The sequence below is a fragment of the Modestobacter sp. L9-4 genome (assembly GCF_019112525.1).
In the GTDB taxonomy this organism is placed as follows: domain Bacteria; phylum Actinomycetota; class Actinomycetes; order Mycobacteriales; family Geodermatophilaceae; genus Modestobacter.
Genome location: NZ_CP077800.1, coordinates 720,894 through 746,548, shown reverse-complemented (window position 1 = coordinate 746,548; position 25,655 = coordinate 720,894). Strand labels below are relative to the sequence as shown.

General features: G+C 75.4%; 28 protein-coding genes. 11 read left to right on the top strand and 17 right to left on the bottom strand.

The features are described from left to right. Positions 1–32 precede the first annotated feature (32 nt). Positions 33–629, top strand: a complete 597-nt coding sequence (locus KUM42_RS03520; RefSeq protein WP_237494974.1) for a TIGR03086 family metal-binding protein — start codon at positions 33–35, stop codon at positions 627–629. A 3-nt stretch (positions 630–632) separates the two neighbouring features. On the opposite strand, the gene KUM42_RS03515 is transcribed toward KUM42_RS03520, so the two are convergent. Further along, positions 633–1,592: a hypothetical protein gene (locus tag KUM42_RS03515; RefSeq protein ID WP_237494972.1), complete on the bottom strand. Its 960-nt coding sequence runs from the start codon at positions 1,590–1,592 to the stop codon at positions 633–635. 88 nt (positions 1,593–1,680) lie between these two features. Between KUM42_RS03515 and KUM42_RS03510 the strand changes: the two genes are divergently transcribed. The 3 genes from KUM42_RS03510 to eutC all read left to right on the top strand — a co-directional run bounded on the left by KUM42_RS03510 (position 1,681) and on the right by eutC (position 4,899). Then, complete coding sequence (locus KUM42_RS03510; RefSeq protein WP_237494971.1) at positions 1,681–2,631, top strand: D-cysteine desulfhydrase family protein; 951 nt, start codon at positions 1,681–1,683, stop codon at positions 2,629–2,631. 64 nt (positions 2,632–2,695) lie between these two features. Then, on the top strand, positions 2,696–4,111 hold the full coding sequence (locus KUM42_RS03505) for an ethanolamine ammonia-lyase subunit EutB (RefSeq protein WP_237494969.1): 1,416 nt from the start codon (positions 2,696–2,698) through the stop codon (positions 4,109–4,111). Between the two features lie 29 nt (positions 4,112–4,140). Then, positions 4,141–4,899, top strand: a complete 759-nt coding sequence (eutC, locus tag KUM42_RS03500; RefSeq protein WP_237494967.1) for an ethanolamine ammonia-lyase subunit EutC — start codon at positions 4,141–4,143, stop codon at positions 4,897–4,899. Between the two features lie 193 nt (positions 4,900–5,092). Here the strand turns inward: eutC and KUM42_RS03495 are convergent, their stop codons facing one another. Genes KUM42_RS03495 through KUM42_RS20390 form a run of 3 tightly spaced genes read right to left on the bottom strand, consistent with a single transcriptional unit; the run spans position 5,093 to position 6,602 of the window. Continuing rightward, positions 5,093–5,974 (bottom strand): NAD-dependent epimerase/dehydratase family protein, encoded by an 882-nt coding sequence (locus KUM42_RS03495; RefSeq protein WP_237494966.1) that lies wholly within the window; start codon positions 5,972–5,974, stop codon positions 5,093–5,095. Between the two features lie 37 nt (positions 5,975–6,011). After that, positions 6,012–6,281, bottom strand: a complete 270-nt coding sequence (locus KUM42_RS03490; protein WP_237494964.1) for a hypothetical protein — start codon at positions 6,279–6,281, stop codon at positions 6,012–6,014. 24 nt (positions 6,282–6,305) lie between these two features. Continuing rightward, complete coding sequence (locus KUM42_RS20390) at positions 6,306–6,602, bottom strand: CxxxxCH/CxxCH domain-containing protein (protein WP_370629336.1); 297 nt, start codon at positions 6,600–6,602, stop codon at positions 6,306–6,308. Between KUM42_RS20390 and KUM42_RS20385 the strand changes: the two genes are divergently transcribed. Beyond that, complete coding sequence (locus tag KUM42_RS20385; protein WP_370629335.1) at positions 6,592–6,972, top strand: hypothetical protein; 381 nt, start codon at positions 6,592–6,594, stop codon at positions 6,970–6,972. The genes KUM42_RS20390 and KUM42_RS20385 overlap by 11 nt on opposite strands. Before the next feature lie 4 nt (positions 6,973–6,976). Here the strand turns inward: KUM42_RS20385 and KUM42_RS03480 are convergent, their stop codons facing one another. From KUM42_RS03480 to KUM42_RS03465, 4 genes are read right to left on the bottom strand one after another with little or no spacing between them, the layout of a single operon-like run. Beyond that, positions 6,977–7,351 (bottom strand): DUF1801 domain-containing protein, encoded by a 375-nt coding sequence (locus KUM42_RS03480; protein WP_237494960.1) that lies wholly within the window; start codon positions 7,349–7,351, stop codon positions 6,977–6,979. A gap of 22 nt (positions 7,352–7,373) precedes the next feature. Next, the gene (gene cydC / locus KUM42_RS03475; RefSeq protein ID WP_237494959.1) at positions 7,374–10,763 is read right to left on the bottom strand and encodes a thiol reductant ABC exporter subunit CydC; all 3,390 of its coding nucleotides are present in this window, start codon (positions 10,761–10,763) and stop codon (positions 7,374–7,376) included. After that, the gene (gene cydB, locus KUM42_RS03470) at positions 10,760–11,770 is read right to left on the bottom strand and encodes a cytochrome d ubiquinol oxidase subunit II (RefSeq protein ID WP_237494957.1); all 1,011 of its coding nucleotides are present in this window, start codon (positions 11,768–11,770) and stop codon (positions 10,760–10,762) included. The genes cydC and cydB overlap by 4 nt, the downstream gene beginning before the upstream one ends. 10 nt (positions 11,771–11,780) lie before the next feature. Then, entirely contained in the window at positions 11,781–13,343 is a 1,563-nt protein-coding gene (locus KUM42_RS03465; protein ID WP_237494955.1) for a cytochrome ubiquinol oxidase subunit I, read from the bottom strand. Positions 13,344–13,466: 123 nt separating this feature from the next. On the opposite strand from KUM42_RS03465, the gene KUM42_RS03460 reads away from it, so the two are divergent. The 5 genes from KUM42_RS03460 (at position 13,467) to KUM42_RS03440 (ending at position 17,060) form a co-directional block, all read left to right on the top strand. After that, a complete protein-coding gene (locus KUM42_RS03460) occupies positions 13,467–13,829 on the top strand; it encodes a BlaI/MecI/CopY family transcriptional regulator (protein ID WP_237494953.1) in 363 nt (120 codons plus the stop codon). Between the two features lie 2 nt (positions 13,830–13,831). Then, positions 13,832–14,761: a M56 family metallopeptidase gene (locus KUM42_RS03455; RefSeq protein WP_237494952.1), complete on the top strand. Its 930-nt coding sequence runs from the start codon at positions 13,832–13,834 to the stop codon at positions 14,759–14,761. Between the two features lie 210 nt (positions 14,762–14,971). Next, entirely contained in the window at positions 14,972–15,421 is a 450-nt protein-coding gene (locus KUM42_RS03450; protein ID WP_237494951.1) for a MarR family winged helix-turn-helix transcriptional regulator, read from the top strand. After that, positions 15,418–16,413, top strand: a complete 996-nt coding sequence (locus KUM42_RS03445; RefSeq protein WP_237494949.1) for a zinc-binding alcohol dehydrogenase family protein — start codon at positions 15,418–15,420, stop codon at positions 16,411–16,413. Before KUM42_RS03450 ends, KUM42_RS03445 begins: the two co-directional genes overlap by 4 nt. Further along, positions 16,410–17,060, top strand: coding sequence for a TMEM175 family protein (locus KUM42_RS03440; RefSeq protein WP_237494948.1), 651 nt, complete (start codon positions 16,410–16,412; stop codon positions 17,058–17,060). Before KUM42_RS03445 ends, KUM42_RS03440 begins: the two co-directional genes overlap by 4 nt. 10 nt (positions 17,061–17,070) lie before the next feature. Here the strand turns inward: KUM42_RS03440 and KUM42_RS03435 are convergent, their stop codons facing one another. The 6 genes from KUM42_RS03435 to KUM42_RS03410 all read right to left on the bottom strand — a co-directional run bounded on the left by KUM42_RS03435 (position 17,071) and on the right by KUM42_RS03410 (position 22,890). Next, positions 17,071–17,433 (bottom strand): helix-turn-helix domain-containing protein, encoded by a 363-nt coding sequence (locus KUM42_RS03435; RefSeq protein ID WP_237494947.1) that lies wholly within the window; start codon positions 17,431–17,433, stop codon positions 17,071–17,073. Positions 17,434–17,507: 74 nt separating this feature from the next. After that, positions 17,508–17,993 (bottom strand): Hsp20/alpha crystallin family protein, encoded by a 486-nt coding sequence (locus tag KUM42_RS03430; RefSeq protein WP_237494946.1) that lies wholly within the window; start codon positions 17,991–17,993, stop codon positions 17,508–17,510. Between the two features lie 199 nt (positions 17,994–18,192). Beyond that, complete coding sequence (locus tag KUM42_RS03425; RefSeq protein ID WP_237494944.1) at positions 18,193–19,266, bottom strand: YihY/virulence factor BrkB family protein; 1,074 nt, start codon at positions 19,264–19,266, stop codon at positions 18,193–18,195. A gap of 37 nt (positions 19,267–19,303) precedes the next feature. Continuing rightward, positions 19,304–20,206 (bottom strand): oxidoreductase, encoded by a 903-nt coding sequence (locus tag KUM42_RS03420; RefSeq protein WP_237494942.1) that lies wholly within the window; start codon positions 20,204–20,206, stop codon positions 19,304–19,306. Positions 20,207–20,216: 10 nt separating this feature from the next. Further along, positions 20,217–20,972: a class I SAM-dependent methyltransferase gene (locus tag KUM42_RS03415; RefSeq protein WP_237494940.1), complete on the bottom strand. Its 756-nt coding sequence runs from the start codon at positions 20,970–20,972 to the stop codon at positions 20,217–20,219. A gap of 232 nt (positions 20,973–21,204) precedes the next feature. Further along, on the bottom strand, positions 21,205–22,890 hold the full coding sequence (locus KUM42_RS03410; RefSeq protein WP_237494938.1) for a ribonuclease J: 1,686 nt from the start codon (positions 22,888–22,890) through the stop codon (positions 21,205–21,207). 286 nt (positions 22,891–23,176) lie between these two features. Between KUM42_RS03410 and KUM42_RS03405 the strand changes: the two genes are divergently transcribed. After that, positions 23,177–23,482, top strand: coding sequence for a hypothetical protein (locus KUM42_RS03405; protein WP_237494937.1), 306 nt, complete (start codon positions 23,177–23,179; stop codon positions 23,480–23,482). A 24-nt stretch (positions 23,483–23,506) separates the two neighbouring features. Here KUM42_RS03405 and KUM42_RS03400 read toward each other — a convergent pair whose 3' ends face one another. The 3 genes from KUM42_RS03400 to KUM42_RS03390 all read right to left on the bottom strand — a co-directional run bounded on the left by KUM42_RS03400 (position 23,507) and on the right by KUM42_RS03390 (position 25,637). Next, entirely contained in the window at positions 23,507–24,163 is a 657-nt protein-coding gene (locus KUM42_RS03400; RefSeq protein ID WP_237494935.1) for a maleylpyruvate isomerase family mycothiol-dependent enzyme, read from the bottom strand. A 227-nt stretch (positions 24,164–24,390) separates the two neighbouring features. Then, positions 24,391–24,918: a hypothetical protein gene (locus KUM42_RS03395; RefSeq protein WP_237494934.1), complete on the bottom strand. Its 528-nt coding sequence runs from the start codon at positions 24,916–24,918 to the stop codon at positions 24,391–24,393. 104 nt (positions 24,919–25,022) lie between these two features. Further along, the gene (locus KUM42_RS03390) at positions 25,023–25,637 is read right to left on the bottom strand and encodes a class I SAM-dependent methyltransferase (RefSeq protein WP_237494932.1); all 615 of its coding nucleotides are present in this window, start codon (positions 25,635–25,637) and stop codon (positions 25,023–25,025) included. Positions 25,638–25,655: the final 18 nt, after the last annotated feature.

Sequence of the window (25,655 nt, the reverse complement as noted above, 5' to 3'; positions counted from 1 at the left end):
CGACGGCCGAGGCCGTCGGGCAGGGTGGCGGCATGACCGGGATCCCGCCGTCCGCGGTGCGTGCCGCCGCCGACCTCGCCTCCACCGCGCTGGCCGCGGTCACCCCCGACCGGCTGACCGCACCGACGCCCTGCCGCGACCTCGACGTCCGTGCGCTGCTGGACCACCTGGCCTGGGCCGCGGTGCTGTCCCAGCTCGCCGCGGTGCGCACGCCGCTGCAGCACGACTGGAGCAGCCTGACCCCGGCGCCGTTCCTCGACGGTCTGCCGGTGGAGCAGTGGGCGGCCGCCATTCCGGTCGAGCTGGACACCGCCGCCGACGCGTGGGCCGACCGCGCGGCCTGGGAGGGCGAGACGCTGATGGGCGCGGCTCCGATGCCGGCGTCGGTCGTCGGCGCCATGATGCTCGCCGAGTTCGTGCTGCACGGCTGGGACCTCGCCCGCGCGATCGGGGCGCCCTACGACGTCCCGGCCGCGCTGGGCGAGGCCACCCTGGCCGCGGTCGTCCCGATCGCGCAGCTGGGCCGCGACGGCGGCTGGTTCGGCCCCGAGGTGCCGGTGGACCCGAGCGCGCCGGCCGTCGACCGCGCGCTGGGGCTCACCGGCCGCGACCCGGCCTGGACGCCCTGACGGTCAGGCCGGCGGCTTGACCAGGGTGAGCCGGGTCGAGCGGCGCCGGCCGGGCAGGCAGGCCACCGCGGCCAGGGTCAGCGCGACGCCGTCCTCGATCAGCCCGGCCCGCAGCGCGGGCATCCGGGTGCCGGCCCACTGCCGCCATGCCAGGCCACCGAAGGACCCGGCGGCCGAGCCGACCATGCCCGCGACCACGGGCCAGGCGGCGTTGGCGCCCTGCCGCCGGGCCAGCAGCCCGGCGCCCGTCGCACCACTGGCCAGCCGGGGCGGCAGCCCGGCACCGCTGGTGCGGTCGGGGGTGTTCGGCTGCTTGTCGGCGTACAGCTCGCCGCCGAGGGAGGCCAGCGACGCGATCTTCTTCAGCGAGCCGGTGTCCCGGGCGGTGAGCGTGGGCGCGGCCAGGCCCAGCGAGCTGCGGCTGCCGGTCGCGATGCCCAGCAGCAGCGACCGGCGCACCAGGTCGGCCGAGGCCCCCTGCCGGGGCAGCACCCGCTCCTCCGGCGTCGGCAGCCCCTGCACGACGGCCTGCACCGCGGCGCCGTAGGCCAGGTGCGGCAGGGCGTCGGCGATCCAGTCCTCGCGCGACCAGGTGCGCGGGTCGCTCACCCCGAGGAGCGCGACCGGGACGTCGGTGGTGGCCATCGACGCGGCGCCCTTGACCATGGTGCCGACGGGGAAGGGCATCCGCACCCCTGCGGCGCGGACGGCGCTGGACACCACGCCGACGGTCAGCCCGTTGGCGATGCCCAGCAGCGCACCGAGCCCGGTGGCCCGGCTCTCCCGCTCACCGCCCGAGCCGGTCAGCCGCTGCCCGGTGGCGGCGAGCAGCGCCTGGACGGTCTGCTGCGGGACGGTGCTCGCCGGGCGGCCGCGCAGGGTCATGTCGAGGTAGGTGGCGGCGGTGAGGGCGGTGGTGCCGGCGGCGCCCGCCAGCAGCCCCCGCGTCAGGGTCCCGGTCATCGTCCGAGCCTGCGTGCCCCGGGCCTGCTCGGCAACCGCAGCGGCCCGGGGTTGGCACCGGGTGGCCCACGGGCCAGGCTTGCTCCCCGTGACCACCGCTCCCGTGCACCTGTCGACCTGGCCGACGCCGCTGGACCCCGCGCCCCGGCTGGCCGCCGCCCTCGGCTTGGAACCCGGTGACCTGTGGGTCAAGCGCGACGACCTGACCTCCTTCGCCGGCGGCAACAAGGTGCGCAAGCTGGAGCACCTGGTGGGCGAGGCCGAGGCCGCCGGCGCCACCGTGCTGGTCACCACCGGCGGCGTGCAGAGCAACCACGCCCGGATGACCGCCGCCGCCGCGGCGGTGCGCGGTCTGTCGGCGGTGCTGGTGCTCACCGGGGACGCCGACGCCGCCCGCCCGGGCAACCTGGCGCTGGAGGAGCTGTTCGGCGCCCGGGTGGTGCTCGTCGGCCCGGACGAGGACGCCGGGGCGCGGATCGCCGTGATCGCCGCCGAGCTGCGGGAGGCCGGCGAGGTGCCCGCCGTGCTGCCGCTGGGCGGCTCCACGCCGACCGGTGCCCGCGGGTACCTCGCCTGCGCCGGAGAGCTGGCCGAGCAGGCCCCCGACCTCGACACCGTGGTGGTCGCCGTCGGCTCCGGCGGCACCATGGCCGGGCTGGTCGCCGGGCTGGGCGCGGAGCGGGTGCTGGGCGTCGACACCGGTGCCGTGCCCGACCCGGTGGAGCGCGTCACCGACCTGGCCACCGCGCTGGGTGCGACGGTCGGGGAGCTCCGGCTGCGGCGGGACCAGGTGGGGGAGGGCTACGGCGCGCTCACCGAGGCCGGCGCCACCGCGATGCGCACCGCCGCGCGCACCGAGGGCCTGGTGCTCGAGCCGGTCTACACCGGCAAGGCGATGGCCGGGCTGATGGCCGCGGTCGCCGACGGCAGCGTGCGGCCGGGCCGGCGCACGGTCTTCCTGCACAGCGGCGGGCTGCCGGGCCTGTTCGGTCACCCGTACGCCGCCGAGCTGGCCGCCTGGGCGCTGGGGAGTGCGTGAACGTCGTGTTCCGTTCCGTCGCACCCCGTTGACGGGGCCCGCACCCGGGCGGTGAGGTGGCCCGGTGACCACCCGCCGGACGACGCTGGCCGGGCACACGTACGAGTTCGCCTCGCTGTCGGACCTGCTGGCCAAGGCCTCCCCGGCCCGCTCCGGTGACGTGCTGGCCGGCGTGGCCGCGGAGTCGCAGGCCCAGCGCGTCGCCGCGCAGCTGGTGCTCGCCGACGTGCCGCTGGCGGCCTTCCTCACCGAGCAGGTGGTCGGCTACGACGAGGACGACGTCACCCGGCTGATCGTCGACACGCACGACCCGGTCGCGTTCGCCCCGGTCGCGGGCCTCACGGTGGGGGAGTTCCGCGACTGGCTCCTGGCCCGGGCCGCCGAGCGCGACGAGACCGCGATCAGCTCGCTGGCCCGCGGGCTCACCCCGGAGATGGTCGCCGCGGTGTCCAAGCTGATGCGCACCGCCGACCTGGTCGCCGTGGCCCGCCGCACCCGTGTCGTCACCGGGCTGCGCAGCACCCTCGGCCTGCCCGGGCGGCTGGCGTCCCGGCTGCAGCCCAACCACCCCACCGACGACCCGCTCGGGGTGACCGCCTCGATCCTGGACGGGCTGCTGCACGGCAGCGGCGACGCCGTCATCGGCATCAACCCGGCCACCGACTCCCCGGCGCAGACGATCGCGCTGCTGGAGCTGGTCGACGCGGTGATCGCCCGCTACGAGATCCCCACCCAGTCCTGCGTGCTCGCCCACGTGACCACCACGCTGCGGGCCCTGGACGCCGGCGCCCCGGTCGACCTGGTGTTCGCCTCGATCTCCGGCACCCAGGCGGGCAACCGGGGCTTCGGCATCACGCTGGACCAGCTGGCCGAGGCCCGCGCCGGGGCGCTGGAGCTGCGCCGCGGGACGGTGGGGCAGCAGGTCACCTACTTCGAGACCGGGCAGGGCTCGGCGCTGTCGGCCGACGCGCACCGCGGCGTCGACGGGCGTGCGGTCGACCAGCAGACCCTGGAGTGCCGCGCCTACGCCGTCGCCCGCCATTTCGACCCGCTGCTGGTCAACACCGTCGTCGGCTTCATCGGCCCGGAGTACCTCTACGACGGCAAGCAGGTCGTGCGGGCCGGGCTGGAGGACCACTTCTGCGGCAAGCTGCTCGGCCTGCCGATGGGCGTCGACGTCTGCTACACCAACCACACCGACGTCGACGGCGACGACACCGACGCCCTGCTGCTCCTGCTGGGGGCGGCCGGCTGCGCGTTCGTCATCGCCGTCCCGGGCTCGGACGACGTGATGCTGCACTACCAGTCGCTGTCGTTCACCGACGTGCTCACCGCCCGCTCGGTGTTCGACCTGCGGCCCGCGCCGGAGTTCGAGGCGTGGCTGGCGCGGATGGACCTGCTCGACGACGCCGGCCGGGTGCGCGACCTGGCGCCCGACGCCCCCGCGGCCCGCGCCCTCCTCGCCGCCGCCCGCCCGTGACCGACGCGCAGCGGAGTGGACCCGTCGACGTGAGCGCGACCGGTCCGCTCCGCTCAGACGCCGGGGACTCGTGGTCGGTGCTGCGGGGGGCGACCCGGGCGCGGGTGGCGCTGGGCCGGGCCGGGGACGGGCTGCCCACCGCTCGGGAGCTGGAGTTCCGGGCCGCGCACGCCGCCGCGCGGGACGCGGTGCACACCGCCCTGGACGCCGGCCGGGTGCGCGCCGCGCTGGCCGCGGCCGGCGTCGGGCTGGACGTGGTCGAGGTGCACAGCGCGGCGCCGGACCGCACCACCTACCTGCAGCGGCCGGACCTCGGACGCCGGCTGGCCGAGGGCACCGCGCTGCCCGCCGGGGAGCACGACCTGGCGCTGGTGGTCGCCGACGGGCTCTCGCCGCGGGCGGTGCACGAGCACGCCGCGGGCACGGTCGCGGCGGTGCTCGAGCGGCTGCCGGGCTGGTCGGTGGCCCCGGTCGTCGTGGCGCACCAGGCGCGGGTGGCCCTCGGCGACCCGGTCGGACAGGCGCTGGGTGCCGCGATCGTCGTCGTCGCGGTGGGGGAGCGGCCGGGGCTGAGCTCGGCGGACAGCCTGGGGCTCTACCTGACGCACGGGCCGCGACCGGGGCGGGCGGACTCCGAGCGGAACTGCATCTCCAACGTCCGGCCACCGCACGGGCTGGGCTACGCGCAGGCCGCGGACACGCTGGTCGGGCTGCTCCAGGCCGCCCGGGCGCTGGGCGCCTCCGGCGTGGTGCTCAAGGACGAGGGGCCGGCGCTGTCGGCGGGATGAGCCACCCCGCGGACGCTCGTGCTCTGCTCACCCGGGGTGAGCAGAGCACGAGCACCCGGAGCGAGGTCCCGGGGAGCTCGTGCTCTGCTGTCAGGGTGGCAGCAGAGCACGAGCTCCTGGAAGAGGTGCCCGGGAGCTGCTGCCGTCCTGCCGTGGTGGCAGCGGAGCACCAGCCGCGCCGGGGCCGCGGGGGTCAGCCGGCGTAGGAGCCGGAGCTGAGGTCCTCCAGCAGCGACGGGCCGGTGGGGGCCCAGCCGAGCTCGGCGCGGGCCCGGGCGCCGGTGGCCTGCTGGGAGATGTCCAGCGCGCCGGCCAGCACCCCGAGGCGGGCCTCGGTGTCGGCCTCGGTGGAGGCCACGGTGCGCTCGTCGAGCCCGGCGCCGCGGCTGGCCGCCGCACCGATCTCGGCCACCGTCGGGTTCTGGCCGTTGACGCCCAGGTAGTAGGCGCCGGGAGCAGCCTCGGTCAGCGCGGCGACGTAGAGCCGGGCGAGGTCCTCGGTGTGCACCGTCGTCCAGGTCTGCTCGCCGCTGCCGGGGAGCACGAGGGCGCCGTCGTCGGTGCGCGGGCCGTCCTTGACCACGTTCGGCAGGCCGAGGCCCCGGCCGTAGACGATGCCGGGGGCGATGACGACCGAGCGCACGCCGTCGTCGGCCGCGGCGCGCACGCGGGCGTCCAGCGGCAGCCGCCAGGACGTGAGCGCCGGCGGGGCGAAGGGGGTGTCCTCGTCGATCGTGCCGGCGCCGTGCACCCACACGCCGCTGGTGTGCACGTAGGGCTTGTTGCTGCCGGCCAGCGCGGGCAGCACGGCGTCGAGAAGGGCGGCGTCGCGGTCGGCGTCCTTGCCGTCGGCGGTGGCCGCGGTGTGGACGAAGCCGTCGGCGGTGCGGGCGGCCTCGGCCAGCAGGCCGGCGTCCTCGACGGAGCCGCGGACGACGGTCGCGCCGGCGGCCTCGAGGGCCCGGGCGGAGCTGTCGCTGCGGGCGAGTGCGTGCACGGTGTGGCCGTCGGCCAGGAGAGCGGAGAGGAGAGCAGAACCCACGAGCCCGGTGCCACCGGTGAGGAAGACGTCCATGCCCGCTCCAAGCGTTGCGCGGGCCAACGGATTCCCGTCAGAACCGGCGCAGCGGGCCGATCCTCATCACGGCGCTGAGCAGCGCCTCCGTCGGGTGCCGGCGCGGCGGTTCGACCTCGGCCGGCCAGTCCGGCGCCAGGTCGGGGTCGAGGGAGAGGTCCGCGGTCGCGGCCACCCGGCCCTGCAGCCGGGCCCGCACCTCCTCGGCCGAGTAGGCCCGCCGGGACCGCTCGTGGCGGGCGAGCACCGCACCGGTCGCGGCGACGCCGACGATCCCGGCGACTCCGAGCAGCTTCGACATCCGCATGAGGCGGTAGCGTAGTGACGTGGCTCACTCTCGTGTGGTCTCGCGTCCCTCCGTCCCGGCCCTGTCGCTCGCCCAGGCCGTCGAGCTGACCCGCACCGGCGACGTCTGGGTGTTCCGTGGCGGGTCGCTGGCCGACCGGGCCATCCAGACGGTCACCAACGCCCCGGTCAACCACGTGGGCATGGCCGTCGTGCTGGAGGACCTGCCCCCGCTGCTGTGGCACGCCGAGCTCGGGCACTCCCTCGTCGACGTGTGGTCCGGCCGGCACCAGCGCGGGGTCCAGCTGCACGACCTGTCCGACGCCGTCTGCGTGTGGTCCAAGCGGTACGGCCAGCAGGGGTGGCTGCGTCAGCTGGTCGGGCCGGCCGACGACGGCGGGGTGACCCGGGAGATGGAGGACGCCGTCCTGCGCACCGTCGCCCGCCTCGACGGCAAGCCGTTCCCGACCACGCGCCACCTGGCCCGCGGCTGGGTCAACGGCCGGCTGCGGCGGCACCAGACCAACGACACGGTCTTCTGCGCCGAGCTGGTCGCGGCCACCTACACCGCGATGGGGCTGCTGGCCGCCGACCGGCCGCTGAACGCCTACGACCCGGGGAGCTTCTGGTCCGGCGACGACCTGCCGCTCCTCGGCGCGCAGCTGGGGGAGGAGATCCGGGTCGACGTCCCGGCCGGGCCGGTCTGCGGCTGAGCGGTCAGACCCGCACCCAGCGCTCCACCAGCGACACGATGGCCGCCACCCTGGCCGCGACGTCGGCGCTGTCGCCGAGGGTGAGCACGGCCCGGTCGGTGTCGGCCCAGCGCAGCAGCCCGGTGTCGTCGCCGAAGGTGAACCCCGCGGTGTCCTGCGGCCTGGCTCCGCGGTGGAAGACCAGCTGCAGGTGGTCGACGGGGAAGAGCCGGAAGGTCACCCGGTCCACGCCGTCGGCGCAGAAGCTCGGCGCCCGCCACTTCACGTGCTCGGTGAGGTCGGCGGCCGAGGCCATGATCGCGGCACGCAGCCGGCGGACGTCGTCGGCCCGGGGGTGGTCGAGCTCGGCCAGGAACTCGTCCACCGTCTGCTGTGCCATGCCCCCAGCGTCCTCCCCGGGCTCAGCGGTGCGCGGCCGCCACGGTGGACGCGCCGGTGAGCACCAGCTCGGTGTCCCGCTCGCCGGCCACCGCCGGGTCGTGGGTGACGCAGACGACCAGCCGATCGGCCAGAGCGCGCCGCAGGTCGGCCACGAGCGCGGCGGCGGTGGGCGGGTCCAGGTGTGCGGTCGGCTCGTCGAGCAGGACGACGTCCCGGTCGGCCAGCAGCGCCCGGGCCACGGCGAGCCGGCGCCGCTCCCCGCCGGACAGCGCGGTGCCCCCGGCGCCGACCGGGGTGTCCAGGCCGGCGGGCAGCTCGGCCAGCAGCCCGCCGAGCCCGGCGTCGGTCAGTGCCCGGCGCATCGCCTGCTCGCCGTCGGCGCCGGTGAGCTCGCCGCGCGGCCGGGCCAGGGCGAGGTTGGCCCGCAGTGAGGCGTCGAAGACGTGCGCGTCCTGCGGGCACCAGGCGATCGCGCCCTGCACGTCGGCGCGGGTGAGCCGGTCGGCCGGCACCGGACGGCGGCCGTCGCCTAGCACGTAGTCGCCCGAGGCCGGCCGCAGCGAGGCCATCAGCACCGACAGCAGCGTCGACTTGCCCGAGCCCGACGGGCCGGTGACCACCAGCCAGCCCGAGCCCGCGGTGGCCACCAGGTCGAGGTCGGTGAGCACGGCAGGGCGGCCGGGCCAGCCGGCCGTGAGGTGCTCGGTGGCGAGCTCGCGCACCGGCCGCGGTACGGCGAGCCGGTCGGCGGGTGCGGGATCGGCGGCGACCGGCTCGGCGAGCACCGCCTCGACCCGGGCGCGGGCGTCGTGCCAGGCCAGCCGGTGGCGGGCGGCGGCGCCGATCGCGGTCAGCGGCTCCAGCATCGCCAGCGGCGCCAGCGCGAGGACGGCGGCGACCGGTGCCGACAGCTCCCCGGCACGCACCGCGGCCCCGGCCACGCCGATCGCCAGCACGGCGGCCGAGCCGGTGGCCAGCACGGCGACCGCGTCCGCGACGGCGGCCGCGGTGGCCCCGGCGCGGGCGGCCCGGCCCTGGCGGCGGCCGAGGGCGTCCAGGCGGTCGACCTCGCGGGCGGCCAGGCCGTGCACCCGCAGGTCGGCGGCGGCCTCCAACGTCGCGCTGGTCTCCCGCAGGGTCACCGTCTGCAGCTCCGCAGCGGTGCGCGCGACGCCGCGGTCGGCCCAGCGGTGCACCGCCAGGACGGCGAGCACCGCGGCGGCGACCACCGCACCGACCAGCAGACCGGCCCGCGCGTCGAGCACGGTGAGCGCAGCCGTCGTCCCGGTGAGCACCACGGCCGAGACCAGCGGCGGGGTGACCACCCGCACCGAGAGGTCCTGCAGCAGGCCGACGTCGCCGACCACCCGGGCCAGCGCGCGGCCGGGGGTCCGGTCGGCGGCCGGGCCCTGGGCGATCAGTGCGCTCCACAGCTGCAGCCGGGTGCGCCCGGCGAGCTGGAACGCCGCGTCGTGGGTGGCCAGCCGCTCCAGCCACCGCAGCAGCGCCCGGCCCAGCCCGGAGGCGCGGACGGCGACGATGGCGACCATCAGGGTGAGGATCTGCGGCTGCTCGGCGGCCCGCACGATCAGCCAGCCCGACACCGCGGTGAGTGCGATGCCGAACGCCGAGGACGCGGCTCCGGCGGCGACGGCGCGCGCGACCGCCCGGCGCGGCCAGCTCAGCCCCGCCGTCCCGGCCGCGGGGGTCGCCCCGGTGACCGGCCCGGTCTCGACCGGGGCAGGGGTGGTCACCCCTGCCCCCCGGGGCGCGGCGGCGGGGACGGTGGTCAGCTCCGGGACGCCGGTGCGGGCCGGGAGGTCGACGGTGCGGTCGGCGAGCGCGGCCAGCGACGGCTCATGGGTGACCAGCACGGTGCACAGCGAGCCGCGCAGCCCGTGCAGCAGCTCGGCGACCCGGGCGGTGGCAGCGGCGTCGAGGGCGGCGGTGGGCTCGTCGAGGAGCAGCACCCGGGCGCCGCGCTGCACCCGCACCAGCGCGCGGGCCAGCGCGACCCGCTGCAGCTCACCGGGGGACAGCGTGCGGCAGGCGCGGTCGCGCAGGTGCTCGGCACCGACCCAGGCCAGCGCGGTGTCGGCGAGCTCGGTCGCCCGGTCGTCGGTCCCGGCGTGCCGCTGCAGCTCCTCGAGCACGGTGTCGGCCACGGTGGCGGGGAACTGCGGGACGACGGCGACGTCGTCGGGCCGCAGCACGGTGCCGGAGACGGTCGCGGTGCCGCCGTCGGCCAGCTGCCCGGCGAGGACGGCGAGCAGCGTGGACTTGCCCGACCCGCTGGGGCCGCGGAGCGCGAGCAGCTCGCCGGGCGCGACGGTGAGGTCGACGGCGTCCAGGGCGGGGGTGCCGCGGCCGGGGAAGGTGACGGTGAGGCCGGTGACGGTGACCCCGCGCAGGCCGCCGTCGGGAAGTGCGCCGACGACCGGCCGGGGGCTCGGGGTGGCGAGCACGGCGCGGCCTGCGGCGGCGGCCTCGGCGGCGTCCTCGGAGGCGTGGTGGGCCGAGCCCAGGGCACGCAGCGGGGCGAACGCCTCCGGCGCCAGCAGCAGCGCGAGCAGCCCGACGGAGAGGTCGAGGGTGCCGTGGGTCAGCCGCAGGCCCACCGTGACGGCGACCAGCGCGACCGACAGGGTGGCCAGCACCTCGAGCACGAGCGCGGACAGGAAGGCCACGCGCAGGGTGGCCAGGGTGCGGCGGCGGTGGTCCTCGCCCAGGTCGGCGAGCGCGGTCAGCTGGTCGGCGGCCCGGCCGAGCCCGACCAGCACCGGCAGCCCGCGCACCAGCTCCGCGACGTGCCCGGCGATGCGGTCCAGCGCGCGGGCGGCCTGCGCGGTCTCGTCGCGGGTGTGCAGCCCGACCAGCGCCATGAACAGCGGCACCAGCGGCAGGGTGACCGCGACCAGCACCGCCGACAGCCAGTCGGTGACGCCGAGGACCACCAGCAGCACCGGCGGGACGACGACCGTCTGGGCGAGCGCGGGGAGGTAGGTGGCCAGCGCGGGCCCGAGGTCGTGCAGCCGGGTGGTGGCCAGCAACGCGGCCGGCCCGGTGCCGCCCGCGGTGGTCACCGCCTCGCCCTCACCGGCCAGCAGCCGGGTGAGCAGCTGCCGGCGCAGGGTGTCCTCGGCCCGGCGGGCGTCACGGGTGGCGAGCACGCTGCCCAGCCCGCCGGCCGCGGCCCGCACGGCGGCGCCGGCCAGGGCCACCAGCAGCGCCGTGCCCGGCGTCGTCCCGGCGGCGACGTCGGCGATCGCGCGGGCCAGCCCGGCGGCGAGCAGCACCACACCCACGGTCTGCACCAGCGCGAGGACGGCGGCCCGCACGAGCGCCCCGGTCAGCCCTGGCACCCCGGCCAGCGCCCCCAGCGGCCCCCGCCCCTCTCGGCCGCCGGTCATGCGGGGACCTCCTCCGCGTACGGGGCCTCCGCGGCGAGGCGCGCCCGGAAGACCCAGTAGGTCCAGGCCTGGTAGCCCAGCACGACCGGCAACCCGATGCCGGCGGCCCAGGTCATGATCGTGAGGGTGTAGTCGCTGACCGAGGCGCCGGTGACGGTGATGTCGAAGGCGCTGCTGATCGTGGACGGGACGACGACGGGGAACGCGGCACCGAAGATGGTCGCGGTCGAGGCCAGCAGCACCACCGCCCAGGCGGCGAACGCCTGGCCTTCGCGGTCGACCCGGATCCGGGCCCAGGCCACCAGCACGGCGAGTGCGGCGACCAGCCAGAGGACGGCGGTGAACGCGTTGCCGCCGCGCAGGTGCACCAGGCCGGCCCAGGCCAGCAGCGGCAGGGCCGCCACCAGCGCCCAGCGCTGGGCGAAGGCGCGGGCGGCCAGCCGCAGCGGGCCGTCGGTCTTCAGCGCCAGGAAGACCGCGCCGTGCACCAGGGAGAACGCGAGGACGGCGACCGCGCCGAGCACCGCCGGCCAGCCGATCCCGGCGAAGGCCCCGCCCACCCGGTTGCCGTCGGCGTCGATCGGCAGGCCCAGGGTGGTGGCACCCAGGGCCGCGCCGATGCCGAGCGCGGCGATCAGCGAGCCGGTGGTGATGACCCGGGTCCAGGTGGCGTCCCAGCGCTCGGTGTGGTGCGAGTGCCGCCACTCGAAGGCCACCGCCCGGACGATCAGCCCGACCAGCACCAGCACGAAGGGCAGGTAGAGGGCCGGCAGCCAGGTGGCGTACCAGCCGGGGAAGGCAGCGAACACCGCGCCGACGGCGGTGATCAGCCAGACCTCGTTGCCGTCCCACAGCGGGCCGATCGAGCGCAGCATCAGGTGCCGGTCGGTCTTGCTGCGGCCGAGCACCGGCAGCAGGGCGGCGACGCCGAAGTCGAAGCCCTCCAGCAGCAGGAAGCCGCTCCAGAGCACGGCGACGGCGATGAACCAGACGGTCTGCAGGTCCACGGTCAGCTCCTCAGTACGCGAAGGACAGGACGTCGTCGTCGGCGGTGCGGCGCTCGTCCCGGCCGCCGGGCAGGTCGTCGTCCGGCGTCCCCTCGGGGGTGTGCCCGGGGGTGGGGGCGCCGTCGGCGGTGGTGATGCCGCGGCGGACGAACCGCACGAGCAGCCAGGCCTCGACGATGGCCAGGGCGCCGTAGAGCAGGGTCAGCCCGATCATCGAGGTGAGCATCTCGCCGGCGCCGACGCCGCGGGAGACGGCCTGGGCGGTGAAGAAGTACACCTGCTCGGCCCGCGGGACGTCGGGGTTGGGGTAGACGACGAAGGGCTGGCGGCCCATCTCGGTGAAGACCCAGCCGGCCGCGTTGCCGACGAAGGGCGCACCCACCGCGACCAGGGCGGTGGTGACCCCGAGCCGGGAGGTCGGTACCCGGCCCTTGCGGGTGGTCCAGAGCGCGAGGAACGCGACCCCGGCCGAGGCGATGCCCATGCCGACCATCAGCCGGAAGTTCCAGTAGGTGGTGGCCAGCAGCGGGGTGTAGTCGATCGGCTGGCCGGCCTGGTCGCCGAACGACGGGTCGTCGGGGTAGGTGGCGCCGTAGGTGGCCGCGTACTCCTGCTGCAGCTGGTTGACCCCGGGCACGGCGGTGGAGAAGTCGTCGTGGGCCAGGAAGGACAGCAGGTAGGGGACGGTGAAGGAGTGCACGTCGTCGCACTCCTGGCTGCCGAACTTGCTCCAGGCGAAGATCGAGAACGGTGCGGGGGCGGCGGTCTCGCACAGCGCCTCGGCCGAGGACATCTTCAGCGGCTGCTGCTCGTACATCAGCTTGCCCTGCAGGTCACCGGTGATCCCGACGAGCACGAACGCCGCGAGGGAGACGAACCCGCCGAGCCGGACCGAGCGCCGCCACACCGAGTGGTCGACGTCGGTGGTGGGCCGGCCGGCGAGCGTGCGCTGGCGCAGGTGCCACAGGCCCACGCCGACCAGCGCGGCCCCGGCGACCATGAGCGCGCCGGCGATGGTGTGGCTGAAGGCGGCCAGCGCGGTGTTGTTGGTCAGCACGGCGAGGAAGTCGACCTGCTGGGGGCGGCCGGTGGCCGGGTCGGTGACGACGCCGACCGGGTGCTGCATCCAGGAGTTGGCCGCGATGATGAAGTAGGCGCTGGCGATCGAGCCGAGCACCGCCGCCCACAGCGTGGCCAGGTGCACCTTCTTCGGGATGCGGCCCCAGCCGAAGATCCACAGGCCCAGGAAGGTCGACTCGAGGAAGAAGGCGAGCAGGGCCTCCATGGCCAGCAGGGAGCCGAAGACGTCGCCGACGAAGCGGCTGTACTCGCTCCACGCCAGGCCGAACTGGAACTCCTGCACGAGGCCGGTGGCCACGCCGAGCACGAAGTTGATCAGGTAGACGCGGCCCCAGAAGCGGGTCATCCGCAGCCACTCGGGCTTGTCGGTGCGCACCCACATCGTGTGCATGACCGCGACCATGAGCCCCAGGCCGATGGTCAGCGGGACCATGAGGAAGTGGTAGACGGTGGTGATGCCGAACTGCCAGCGGGCGATGTCCAACACGTCCACGGCGACCTCCCCGGTTGCTGTCGTACGATCTACACGTTCTTTCTACGCCGAGTAGAAGAAGCTTTCTACGATTCGTAGAAGACACGCCGTGTGAGCTGGCAGACAGCTGCTGACAGGAGATCGATGAACACCCTGGGTGACCTGGAGCGCTCCGTGCTGGAGCACCTGTGGGCCGTCGGCGGCCCCCGCACGGCCACCCAGCTCAAGGACGACCTGGCCGACCGCGGCCTGGCGCTGACCACCGTCCACACCGTGCTGACCCGGCTGGAGTCCAAGGGCTTCGTCGCCCACGACGAGGCCCGCCCGCGGCAGTTCCGCGCCGTGGGCACCCGCGAGGAGCACGTCGCCGAGCTGATGCACGAGGTGCTCGGCCAGGCCGGCGACCGGCAGGCCGCCCTGGCCCGCTTCGTGGGCAGCGTCGACGCCAGCGAGGTGGCGATGCTGCGCGAGCTGCTGGCCGGCGCTGACCTGGACCGCCGCGGCTGACCGTGCTCCCCGCGACCGCGATCGCCCTGGGTGTGCTGGCGGCGCTGCTGGCCTGGCCGGTGCCCGCGGCGCTGGCCCGCGCGTCCTGGCCGCGCCGCGACCCGCTGGTGGCGCTGGTCTGCTGGCAGGCGATCGGGCTGGCCGGTGGGCTGTCGATCATCGGCGCGCTGCTGGTGCACGGGCTGTCGCCGTGGGGGCGGTCGCTGCCCGAGGCGTGGTGGCACTGGATCACCCGGCAGCCCGCGCAGGAGACGGTGCGCGGTGACCACTGGGTCGCCCAGACCCTGGCCGCGGTGCTGGCGCTGGAGCTGCTCGGCGTCCTGCTGCTGTCCTTCCTGCGCACCTCACGCACCCGTCAGCGGCACCGCGACCTGCTCGAGCTCGTCGTCCGGTCGGTGCCGGGGGAGGACACCCGGCTGCTGGACCACCCCGCGCCGATCGCCTTCTGCATCCCCGGCGCCCGGCCGCTGCTGGTGCTGTCCTCCGGCATCGTCGAGGAGCTGGACGGCGCGCAGCTGGACGCCGTGATCGCCCACGAGCGGGCGCACCTGCGCGAGCACCACCACCTGCTGCTGCTGCCGTTCGTGGCCTGGCGTGCCGCGCTGCCGGTGCTGCCGGCCGCCGACCGCGCGCACGACGCGGTGCGCGACCTGGTCGAGATGCGGGCCGACGACGTGGCGCTCGCCTCGCTGGGCTGCCGCGACCCGCGGCACACCCTGGCCGCGGCGATCGTCGCGGCGGCCGGGGGGACGGGCGGGCAGGTGCCCGAGGGTGCGCTCGCGGTCGCCGGGGGCGCGGTGTCGCTGCGGGTGCGCCGGCTGCTCGCCCCCGCGCAGCCGCTGCCGCTGGTGGGTCGGGTGGCGGCGCTGCTGTGCGCGCTGGCCCTGCTGCTGGTCCCTCCGCTGCTCCTGGTGCTGCCCGCCCTCGTCTGAGCGGAGCCGTGCCCCGCGAGTGATCTGCCGGCGGGCGCGGGGGCGCCGTGTGCCCGCCCGGCCGCGCTGTCGGGACCGTGTCGTCGGCGTGGTCGCACCGCCGTGCCGTGGCAGCGGGCGCCGGCTGTCCCCGGACCCGCTGTCGCCTGGTGTATTCCATGGAAGCGAGTTCTACGGTACCGTCGCCAACATGATTCCACGGAATGCACCGTGACGGACCTGCCCGGCCTCTTCCACGACCTGGTGCGCTTCCAGATCGAGCTGTGGAACTCCGTCGACGCCCGGCTCAAGGCCGACCACGAGCTCCCGCTGACCTGGTTCGAGCCGCTGACGGTCGTCGCCGGCAGGCCCGGCTGCCGGGTGCAGGACATCGCCGCCGAGCTGGTGATCACCGTCGGTGGGACCAGCAAGCTGGTCGACCGGATCGAGGCTGCCGGGCTCTGCCGCCGCACCCCGCACCCCGACGACGGCCGCTCCTCGGTCATCGAGCTCACCGATGCCGGCCGCGCCGCCCTGGACCGGGCCGGCGCCACCTTCGCCGACGAGCTCCGGCACCGGCTGGGCGACGTCCTCGCGGACGCCGACCTGCAGCACCTCGCCACCACCCTGCGGCGGCTGCGCGCCGCCGCCCCCACCCCCACTCCCAGGAGTACGCCGTGACCGCACCCCTGCCCACCACCATGCGCGCCGTCGTCCTGGACGCCCCCGGCCCGCCCGAGGCGCTGGTCGTCCGCGAGCGCCCGGTGCCCACGCCGCGACCGGGTTGGGTGCTGATCCGGGTGCGGGCCTTCGGCCTCAACCGCTCCGAGCTGCACACCCGGCTGGGGCTGGCCGGGCCGGACGTCACCTTCCCGCGGGTGCCCGGCATCGAGGCGACCGGTGAGGTGGCCGCCTGTCCGGGCGGGGAGTTCGCGGTCGGGCAGCAGGTGATGGCCATGATGGGCGGGATGGGCCGCTCCTACGACGGCGGGTACGCCGAGTACACCGTCGTCCCGGCGGCGCAGGTCCTGTCCTTCCGCAGCGACCTGGACTGGGCCACCCTCGGCGCGGTCCCGGAGATGCTGCAGACCGCCCACGGGTCGCTCACCGTCGGCCTCGACCTCCGTCCGGGGCAGTCGCTGCTGGTCCGCGGTGGGACGTCGTCGATCGGGATGGCCGCCGCCGTGCTGGCGAAGCGGCTGGGCGCGAGCGTGCTGTCCACCACGCGCAGCGCCGCGAAGGCCGACGCGCTGCGCGCCGTGGGGGTCGACCACGTGCTGGTCGACGACGGCGACGTCGCCCGCCAGGTGCGCGCCCTGCTGCCCGACGGGGTGGACGCGGCGCTGGAGCTGGTCGGCACACCGACCCTGCCGGACACCCTGCGGTCGGTCCGGGTGCACGGCACGGCCTGCTTCACCGGGATGCTGTCCAACCAGTGGACCGTGCCGGACTTCTACCCCAACGACTACCTGCCCCGCGGCGTCCGGCTGGCCGCCTACAGCGGCGACGTCGGCGACCTGCCGACCGACGTCCTGCAGGGCTTCCTGGACGACGTCGCGGCCGGGACGGCGGTGGTGCCGGTGGCCCACGTCTACGCCCTGGCCGAGATCGCCACCGCGCACGCGGACATGGAGGCCGGCCGCCGCAGCGGCAAGCTCGTCGTGACGACGTGACCGACCAGCGCGCGGACCGCTCCCGGGGGCGGGTCGCGGACACCGGGCGGGTCGAGGCGTTCAGCGACGGAGTGCTGGCGATCGTCATCACGCTGCTGGTGCTGGACCTGCGGGCCCCGGAGGAGGAGGGGGAGTTCCTGACCGGGTTGCTCGACCAGTGGCCGGTGTACGTGGCCTACCTGGCCTCGTTCGGCTACGTGGGCGTCATCTGGGTCAACCACCACCAGCTGTTCACCCGGATCGAGGCGGTCGACGGCGGCCTGCTGTGGCGCAACCTGGTGCTGCTGCTCGCCACCTCGGTGCTCCCGTTCCCGACTGCGGTGCTCGGCAGTGCCTTCCAGCACGGCGACCACCACGACCAGCAGGTGGCGCTGGTCGGCTACGCGTCGGTCGCCGCCTGCATGTGCCTGGCCTGGCTGGCCGTCTACCGGTACCTGGCCCGGCACGGCGAGCTGATCGCCCCCGACACCCCGGCGTCGTGGTTTCTCCGGGAGCGGTGGCGGGCCCTGCTCGGGCTGGCCGCCGACGTGGCCGCGGCGGGCGCGGGCATCTGGCAGCCGGTGGCCGGGCTGGTGATCGCCGCGCTGCTGCCGGTGTTCTACGGGCTGACCAGCGGGGGGCTGTCCGGTACCCCGGCCGAGGCGTGACGCGGGCGGCTCAGGGCCGGCCGCGCAGCTGCTGACGGGCGGTGTCCCGCTCGGCCCGGGCGGTCGTGACGTCCTCGCGGGCGGCCTGGACGTCGTCCTGCGCGGCGGCCAGGTCGTCCTGCAGCTGCACGATCACCTGGGCGGAGCCGAGCAGGTGGCCGTCGTCGAGCAGACCGCGCACCCGGGCGGCGAGCTCGAGCTGGTGGCGGGAGTAGCGGCGGTGGCCGCCGGCGGAGCGGTGCGGGTACAGCACGCCGGCGGAGTCCAGGCTGCGCAGGAAGGCGGCCTGGACGCCGAGCAGCTCGGCTGCCTGGCTCATGGTGAGCACCGGGTGGTCGGGGTCGTCCAGCGACCGCAGCGGGTCGGTGCTCATCGGGTCTCCAGACGTGCGGACGACGGGAGGGGCGGAGCCGGCCGGCTCCGCCCCTCCTCGGGGTGTCGGTGCGGTCAGCTCTCGACCGCGGGCTGCTCGCCCTCGATGGTGTGCGCCTGCACCGCGGCCGGGGTGTCGGCCCGGGTCACGGTGATCGTGCGGGCCTTGGCCTTCTCGGCCACCGGGATGCTCACGGTCAGCACGCCGTCGTGGTAGCTGGCCTCGAGCCGGTCGGTGTCCAGGCTGCGGCCCAGCACCAGCTGCCGGGTGTAGCTGCCGAAGGGGCGCTCGGCGACCTGCCACTGCGCACCCTCGAGCTGCGGGACCGAGCGCTCCGCGCTGATGGTCAGCGTGGTGCCCTCCAGGGACATCTCGATCGAGCCCGGGTCGACGCCGGGCAGGTCGAGGTGGGCGACGAAGTTGTCACCGATCCGGTAGGCGTCCATCGGCATCCCGGCGACCGGGTGGGCCGTGGTGGTGCCGGCCCGGCCGGCGAGGGAGTCCAGCGCCCGGAACAGCGACGAGGCGTTGGCGAACGGGTCGTGGGAAGTCAGCGCCATGGCTGAGCACCTCCGTGTCGTGCGGTCTCTCTGCGATCTCGGCCGCTGGCCACATCTCCAGCGGCGACTACAGATTACCTCGAACGCGGGAAGTAATAAACATCGATCAGAGCGGGATCCGGTGGGCACCGACGACGAGTCGAGCCCTGCCCCCAGCTGAGGGGCAGGCCTCGACCCGTCGCGGTCCTGCCCCGTCACGTCACCGGGGCGGCGCGGACCCCTCGCGGGCGGAGGACTCGCGGTCGGCGTCCGGGTGGGGGGTGGTCCGGTGGCCGTCGAGGTCGGGTGTGGCGTCGTCGTCCCGGCGGTGCTCCGGCGGGTCGAAGGTGACGTGCACCTGCTCGAACCCCTTGCTGCGCTGGGCCTTGGCCTGACCGGTGTAGCTGCGCTTGTCCCCGGCGGTCAGGTCGACGGCGTCGGTGAACGGGGTCAGCAGTGCGCGGGGGTGCAGCTTGTCGACCCGCACCACGTTGATCTCAACGCACAGCACGCCGACCACCGAGGCCAGGTAGAGGAAGGCCAGCAGTCCCAGCACCAGGGCGAAGACGCCGTTGGTCGCGCTGGCGGTGGACACCACGTGGCCGACGTAGCCGACGCCGAAGGTCTGCAGCAACTGCCACAGCACGGCGGCGGTGAGCGCGCCGGGCAGCACCTGCCGGACGCTGAGGTGCCGGGCGGTGGCCAGCCGGAACGCGAACACGAAGACGATCGCGTTGACCCCGATGGAGCCGACCAGGGAGACGATCCGCAGCGCTGTGCCCATCGACCCGGCGTTGCCCGAGCCGAGCGTCGACAGCGCCGTCGTCCCGATCACGGCCAGGCCCGCCGTCCCGAGCAGCAGCAGGCTGCGCCCGCGGGCGAGGAATGGGTTGGGCCGGCTGTTGCGCGGCACAGACCAGGCGGTGTTCATCATGTGCTGGACGGCCTGGGCGACACCGAGCCCGCCGTAGAGGGCCCCCAGGATGCCGACGACGACGCCCACGACGCCGCCGCTGAGCTCCTCGGGGCTGCCCAGCTGGTCACCGACCACCGGGAACTGGCTGAGCGCGGAGTCCAGCAGCCGTTGCTGCAGCTCCGGGTCACCGGCCAGCACGTGCGCCAGGATCGTGGAGAACAGCAGCAGCAGCGGGAAGAGCGAGACGAAGGCGTAGTAGGTGATCAGCGCGGCGAGGTAGGGCCCGGAGTCGTCGACGTACTTGTAGACGACGGCGATCGGGAAGCCCGCGGCCTTGTGCCGGCGCTGCAACCCGTCGAGCCGGTCGGTGAGTGACACGTGAGCACTGCACCACGACTCGGCAGCGCCCACCACGTCAGGGCTGCGGCACCCCGCCCGGCAGCGCCGGCAGGTCGACGCCGGTGAGCTCCGCCGAGGCGGCCCACAGCCGGCGTGCCAGCTCCCCGTCGGAGGCGGCGGGACTGCGGCCGTCCAGGGTGGGGGCGCCGCGCATGAGCCGACCGGACGGACCGGTGAAGCTGCCGCCGGGCAGGTCGGCGGTGGCGGCCATCAGCACCGGCAGGGCGCCCTGCGCGGCACTGGTGGCCACCAGCCGGTTGCCCAGCCCGACGGCGGCGTCCTTGAGCCGGTTGCCCGACCGCCCCTGCAGGTTGGTCGCCGACCAGCCCGGGTGCGCGGCGGTGGCCCGCACCGGTGACCCGGCGGCGGTGAGCCGGCGCTGCAGCTCCAGGGTGGACAGCAGGTTGGCCAGCTTCGACTGGGCGTAGGCCCCCTCCGGGGAGTAGCGGCGCCGCTCCCAATTGAGGTCGTCCAGGTCGATGCTGCCGCGGCGGTGCAGGAACGAGGAGACGGTGACCACCCGTTCGGTCACGTGCGGCAGCAGCAGGGCCGTCAGCGCGAAGTGGCCCAGGTGGTTGGTGCCGAACTGCAGCTCGAAGCCGTCCGCCGTCCGCCCCTGCGGCACGTGCATGATGCCGGCGTTGTTCACGAGGACGTCGAGGCGGCCGGTCCAGGCGGCGGCGAAGGCGCGCACGGAGGACAGGTCGGCGAGGTCCAGCTGCCGCACCTCGACGTCGCCGGTCAGCCCTGCTGCGGCGCGCTCGCCGCGGGCCGGGTCGCGCACCGCGAGGACGACGTGGGCACCGGCGGCGGCCAGCGCCCGCGCGGTCTCCAGGCCCAGGCCGCTGTTGGCGCCGGTGACGACCGCGGTGCGGCCGGTCTGCGGCGGGATGTCGGCGGTGGTCCACGGGGTGCCCATGGCGGGGACTCTAGGTGCGCCGGGCGACGACCGCGGTGGTCAGCACCTGCTCGACCAGCGGTCCGGCGTGCCCGGCCAGCGCCGTCTCCAGCGCCGTCCGCAGCTCGCCCGTGAGCACGTCGCCGGACAGCGCGCTGCCCAGGTGACCGGTCACCCACGCGGCGTCCACGACGTGGTCGGCCCGCCAGCTGCTCACCTGCACGGCCAGGCCCTGGCTCTCCAGCAGGCCGACCCGGGTGGCCAGCGCGGCGGCGTCGCTCCCGCAGGTGGCGGTGACCGGGCCGAGGTGCTCCTCCAGCACACCGCGCACCGCCAGCTGCCACGGTGCCGGGCCCAGCCACAGCGGTGGCCCCTGGGTGACGACGGCGAGCCCGCCACCGGGACGCAGCAGCGCGGCGGCTGCGGCCAGCGTCGCCGCCTCGTCCATCCAGTGCAGCGCGTTGCCGACGACGACGGCTCCGAGCGGGGCCAGCAGCCGGCCCAGCTGCGGCAGGTCGGTGTCGGCGCCGAGCACGGCCACGACGCCGGGCAGCCCGCGGTCCCGCAGGCCGGTGAGCATCCCCGGCTCCGGGTCGACGGCCACGACGCCGGCGCAGTGGGGGAGCAGCGGTGCGGTGAGCTGCCCGGTGCCACAGCCCAGGTCGAGGAGCTGGTCGGTCGGGGCGAGCCCCAGCTGGGCGGCCAGCTCCTCGGCGTGGTCGGCGGGCAGGTCGCGGCGGTACCGGGCGTACAGCCGGGCGGTCTCCCCGGCGAAGTCGGCGCTCATGACGGGCACGGTGCCGCGTCCGCGCTCAGCAGGACTGCCACGACGTCGCCGTTCCGCTGCCGGCGCAACAGGTCGCCCGTGGGCATGGCACGCCTCGTCGGGCTGCCCGGAGGTCGGTGGTCCCACCGGGCGTCACCGGCACCTCCGGCGCGACGCCGGAGGTGCCGGTGCGTTCCTGCGGGCACTGGGTGCTGCCCGGGCCTCACCTGCCAGGGGCACTCACCGGCCGAGGTCAGGCGTCGATGACCACCGGGATGATCACGGGCGCGCGGCGGTGTGCCCGGTTGGCCCAGCCGGCCACGGCGCGGCCGATCAGCTCCTCCAGCTTGGCGGCGTCCTTGACCCCGTCCGCCGCCGCCCGGGCCAGCTCCCGCTCGATGAGCGGGACCGCAGCGTCGAAGGACTCCGCCTCGTGCACGAAGCCGCGGGCCAGGAAGTCCGGGGCCTCGGCGAGCTGCCCGGTCTTCGCGTCGACGATGGCCACGACGGTGATCACGCCCTCCTCGGCGAGGGTCCGCCGGTCCTGGAGGGAGACCTCGGTCGCTCCGCCCACGGTGTTGCCGTCGACGTAGACGTTGGCGGCAGGCACCTTGCCGGTGATGGAGACGCGGCCGTCGAGCAGGTCGATGACGTCGCCGTCCTCGGCGATGACGACGCCCTTGGGGTCGACACCGGTGCGGATGGCCAGCTCGGCGTTGGCCTTCAGGTGCCGGGGCTCGCCGTGCACCGGCATGACGTTGCGCGGCTTGACGATGTTGTAGCAGTAGACGAGCTCGCCGGCGCTGGCGTGCCCGGAGACGTGCACCTTGGCGTTGCCCTTGTGGACGACGTTGGCGCCGATCCGGGTGAACTCGTTGATGATCCGGTAGATGGCGTTCTCGTTGCCCGGGATCAGCGAGCTGGCCAGCAGCACGGTGTCGCCCTCGGAGATGCGGATGACGTGGTCACCGTTGGCCATCCGGGACAGCGCCGCCATCGGCTCGCCCTGCGACCCGGTGCAGATCAGGCACACCTGGTCGGCCGGCAGCCTCTCCAGCACCTTCATGTCCACGACCAGGCCCTTGGGGATCTTCAGGTAGCCCAGGTCGCGGGCGATGCCCATGTTGCGGACCATCGACCGGCCGACGAAGGCGACCTTGCGGCCGTGCTGGTGCGCGGCGTCGAGCACCTGCTGGATGCGGTGCACGTGGCTGGCGAAGCTGGAGACGATGACCCGCTTGGGTGCGGTGCGGAAGACCGTGTCGATCGCCGGGGTGAGCTCACCCTCGGAGGTCGTGAAGCCGGGGACGTCGGCGTTGGTGGAGTCGGTGAGGAAGAGGTCGACGCCCTCCTCGCCGAGCCGGGCGAAACCGCGCAGGTCGGTGATCCGCCGGTCCAGGGGGAACTGGTCCATCTTGAAGTCGCCGGTGTGCAGCACCAGCCCGGCCGCGGTGCGGATGGCCACGGCCAGCGCGTCGGGGATGGAGTGGTTGACCGCCAGGAACTCCAGGTCGAAGGGGCCCAGCCGCAGCTCGTCGCCCTCGGCGACCTGCTCGGTCACCGGGGTGATCCGGTGCTCCTTGAGCTTGGCCTCGATGAACGCCAGCGTCAGCTTCGAGCCGACCACGGGGATGTCGCCCCGCTCCCGCAGCAGGTAGGGCACGCCGCCGATGTGGTCCTCGTGCCCGTGCGTGAGCACCACGGCCACCACGTCGTCCAGCCGGTCCCGGAGGAACGTGAAGTCGGGGAGGATCACGTCGATCCCCGGCTGGTGCTCCTCGGGGAACAGGACGCCGCAGTCGACGATCAGCAGCTTGCCGGCGTGCTCGAACACCGTCATGTTGCGGCCGATCTCACCCAGCCCGCCCAACGGGATGACGCGGAGGGCTGCACGGGGCAGCGCAGGGAGTCGCTTGGGCTCACGACGCGTGCGGCTCATGACGTTCACGCTACGTGAGACCCGTTCGGCGTCCTGGGACCGTCAGGGTCGAGACGTCCCGCACTCGTCGATGACGTCGCCCGTGCCACCCGATCACCGGGCGGTGCACCACGCCGGTCGTGCGACGCAGGCGTGCGGCCCGGCCGCTGCTGATCGCCGGCTCTCCGACCCGTCACCGCCGCGGTGCACGTGCTGCCGACCGTGCCGGTCCCGCTCCCCCCGGTGCACCAGCACAGGTCCGGGAGTCGTGGTCGCGCCCTCCGGTGCGGCGTCCGATGATGCACGCATGACCGAGCTCGCGCCCGATGTGACCGGCCTCCACCCCGACGACGCCGTCCGGCTGTGTCGGCAGCTCGGCGTGGACCTGCAGGTCGATGCTCTGGACGAGATGTGGGTGCACACGTACTTCGGGGAGGGGCAGCCCTGGCGCATCACGCAGCAGGTGCCTGCGGCCGGCCGGCCGTTGTCCTCCTCGCGCACGCTCGCCGTCCGGGTGAGCGTCCGTGCGCGAGAGGGGGGCGCGGGCGCACGGGAGCCCCGCCGTCCGACGCCACCTGACCGCCCGCTCCGCGCGGACGGTCCCGGGGACTGACGGGCTGCTGCCCCGCGCGCCCGGTCACCACGGGTCCAGGCGCAGGCCGGTGGGAGAAGCGCCGCGCCCGGTCAGCCAGGCCAGGACGGCTGCCCGGTCCTCCCGTGAGCGGAGCCGGTCGGGGACGGAGGCGAGCAGGCCGGGCAGCTCCCAGGCGACGAACTCCGCCGGCCAGTCCGCCGGTCCGTAGCCGATGTCCAGGTCGACGTGGTGGACCTCCACCTCGCGCAGCCGGTGGGCCGGGCAGCCGGTGGCCGGGTAGTGGGCGCCGCCCAGGAGCCGCCTCCCCGGCCAGCCCGCGGCCGCGCACGCGGTGAACAGCTGCTCCAGCCGCTGCTGGCTGACCGCCAGGTCCTGCACCAGCTCGGCGGCGGAACGCCCGGCCCCGTCCTCGATGTCGCGTGCACGCTGGGCTGCCCCGCCGGGGTACTTGGCCACGTCCTGACCGTCGAGGGCGCCGGCCAGCCGCCGGGCGTGTGCATCGGCGTTGCGGGCCAGGTGGGTGAGGACGTGCCCGATGCTCCAGCCCGGCAGCCTGCTCGCCCGGCGGACGTCCGCGTCGGCGAGCACCTCGACCGCGGCCAGCAGCCGGGCCTGCGCCCTGGTGCAGAGCTCAGCGGCGCGACCGGGATCGGCCTCCAGGTCGACGGTCCCGCCCACGGGACCCCTGGCAGTGGACATCTGCAGTCGGCCTCCTCCTGACGCGCACGTCCCAGCAGCAGCGCCACCGGCTCGTCTCCGTGCCGATGAGCCCGGCCACGTGGGGCGGTGGGAACACCGCACCCCGGTCGCTCACCGCGAGTCTGCCGTGCGCATCCGGCCGGAGGCGCCCCTCGCGTCCCGGTGGGTCGCCCGTCTCCGGCTCGGGGCTCGGGTGCCGACGACGGGGCGGGCCGTGCGCTGGTGCGCTACGCCGCTGGGTCTGGACCCGGCGAGGGGCTCGGCCTGAGCCGCAGGACCAGGAGCCCGGCGAGCAGCGACCCGGTCGTCCCGAGCACCATGTCGCCGAGCGTGTCGGTGTAGGCGGTGGCCAGCTCGGGGCTGTCCCGCAGGAAGGTGACGTACTCGCCGACCTCCCACAGCAGCGCGGTGGTCGAGCCCAGCCCGACGGTCAGCCCCAGCCGCGTCCACGGGTGCAGCCGGCGGGGGAGCGAGACGGCCAGCCCGCCCAGCAGCAGCGCCCAGTTGACCAGGTGGCAGGCGTCGTCGAACCAGACCACGGCGTCGTAGAGGTCTAGCGCGTTCCCCGCGGTGTCCACGAGGAACGGCACCGACACCAGCAGGTCCGCCAGCGCCGGGTACAGCCGACCGGACCGGCGCCGGAGCAGCCACCACAGGACCGGCAGGACGAGCAGCCCCAGCGGGTAGGCGACCGCGCGGGCGCCCATCGCCTTGCCGGCGAACTGCTGCCAGTCCGGGTGCAGCGCGGCGAACACCAGCAGTGCCGTCGTCGCCAGCTTGACCGCGACGTCGGCGGCGAGGAGGGCGCGGGACGTGCGCGGGGGAGCCTGCCCGGGCAGCCGTCCCGCCGGGTCGTGGGTCAGGACGCGCTCGCGGCGATCGCAGCGTACCGGCGGTCCGACCGGGTCGGTGACCGCCGCTGGACGCGCTCCAGCTCGGTGAACCCGGCGGCCGCCAGCCGTTGGGCGAGGACGTCGGCCGGCCAGCGGTGGGCGGTGACGACCGTGTGGTCGAAGGGCGTCACGCCGTCGTCGCTGTCGAAGAAGCCGATGACGAGCGGGCCGCCGTCCACGAGCAGCCGCCGGATCGCCGTGAGGACCCCGTCGAGCTCGTCCGGGGGCAGGTGGATCGTGGAGTACCAGGCGAGGACGCCGGCCGCGGAGTGCGCGGGCAGGTCCAGCCCGGTCATCGGGCCGAGCACGAACTCCGGGCCGGGATGGGCCGCCCGGGCGTGCGCGATGAACTCCGGGACCACGTCGACCCCGGTCACCTCGGCGCCGAGGGCGTGCAGGTGGGCGCTCCACTGGCCCGGTCCGCAGCCCAGGTCGAGGACCGGTCCGGGCAGCCCCACCAGGTGCCGCTCGACCAGGGCCAGGTCCTCGGCGTCCTCGCGCTCGACCCAGCCCCGGTCGAACAGGTCGATGTACCGCTCCGCGACGGAGGAGTACGCGCCGCGCACCGGGTCGAGGTCCACCCGGGCAGGCTAGGGCGA

Excerpts from the sequence above, each read along its gene's own strand:
- KUM42_RS03520 (WP_237494974.1), top strand. The coding sequence starts at position 33 with ATGACCGGGATCCCGCCGTCCGCGGTGCGTGCCGCCGCCGACCTCGCC.
- KUM42_RS03515 (WP_237494972.1), bottom strand. The coding sequence starts at position 1,592 with ATGACCGGGACCCTGACGCGGGGGCTGCTGGCGGGCGCCGCCGGCACC.
- KUM42_RS03495 (WP_237494966.1), bottom strand. The coding sequence starts at position 5,974 with ATGGACGTCTTCCTCACCGGTGGCACCGGGCTCGTGGGTTCTGCTCTC.
- KUM42_RS03490 (WP_237494964.1), bottom strand. The coding sequence starts at position 6,281 with ATGCGGATGTCGAAGCTGCTCGGAGTCGCCGGGATCGTCGGCGTCGCC.
- KUM42_RS03480 (WP_237494960.1), bottom strand. The coding sequence starts at position 7,351 with ATGGCACAGCAGACGGTGGACGAGTTCCTGGCCGAGCTCGACCACCCC.
- cydC (WP_237494959.1), bottom strand. The coding sequence starts at position 10,763 with ATGACCGGCGGCCGAGAGGGGCGGGGGCCGCTGGGGGCGCTGGCCGGG.
- KUM42_RS03460 (WP_237494953.1), top strand. The coding sequence starts at position 13,467 with ATGAACACCCTGGGTGACCTGGAGCGCTCCGTGCTGGAGCACCTGTGG.
- KUM42_RS03435 (WP_237494947.1), bottom strand. The coding sequence starts at position 17,433 with ATGAGCACCGACCCGCTGCGGTCGCTGGACGACCCCGACCACCCGGTG.
- KUM42_RS03430 (WP_237494946.1), bottom strand. The coding sequence starts at position 17,993 with ATGGCGCTGACTTCCCACGACCCGTTCGCCAACGCCTCGTCGCTGTTC.
- KUM42_RS03420 (WP_237494942.1), bottom strand. The coding sequence starts at position 20,206 with ATGGGCACCCCGTGGACCACCGCCGACATCCCGCCGCAGACCGGCCGC.
- KUM42_RS03415 (WP_237494940.1), bottom strand. The coding sequence starts at position 20,972 with ATGAGCGCCGACTTCGCCGGGGAGACCGCCCGGCTGTACGCCCGGTAC.
- KUM42_RS03410 (WP_237494938.1), bottom strand. The coding sequence starts at position 22,890 with ATGAGCCGCACGCGTCGTGAGCCCAAGCGACTCCCTGCGCTGCCCCGT.
- KUM42_RS03405 (WP_237494937.1), top strand. The coding sequence starts at position 23,177 with ATGACCGAGCTCGCGCCCGATGTGACCGGCCTCCACCCCGACGACGCC.
- KUM42_RS03400 (WP_237494935.1), bottom strand. The coding sequence starts at position 24,163 with ATGTCCACTGCCAGGGGTCCCGTGGGCGGGACCGTCGACCTGGAGGCC.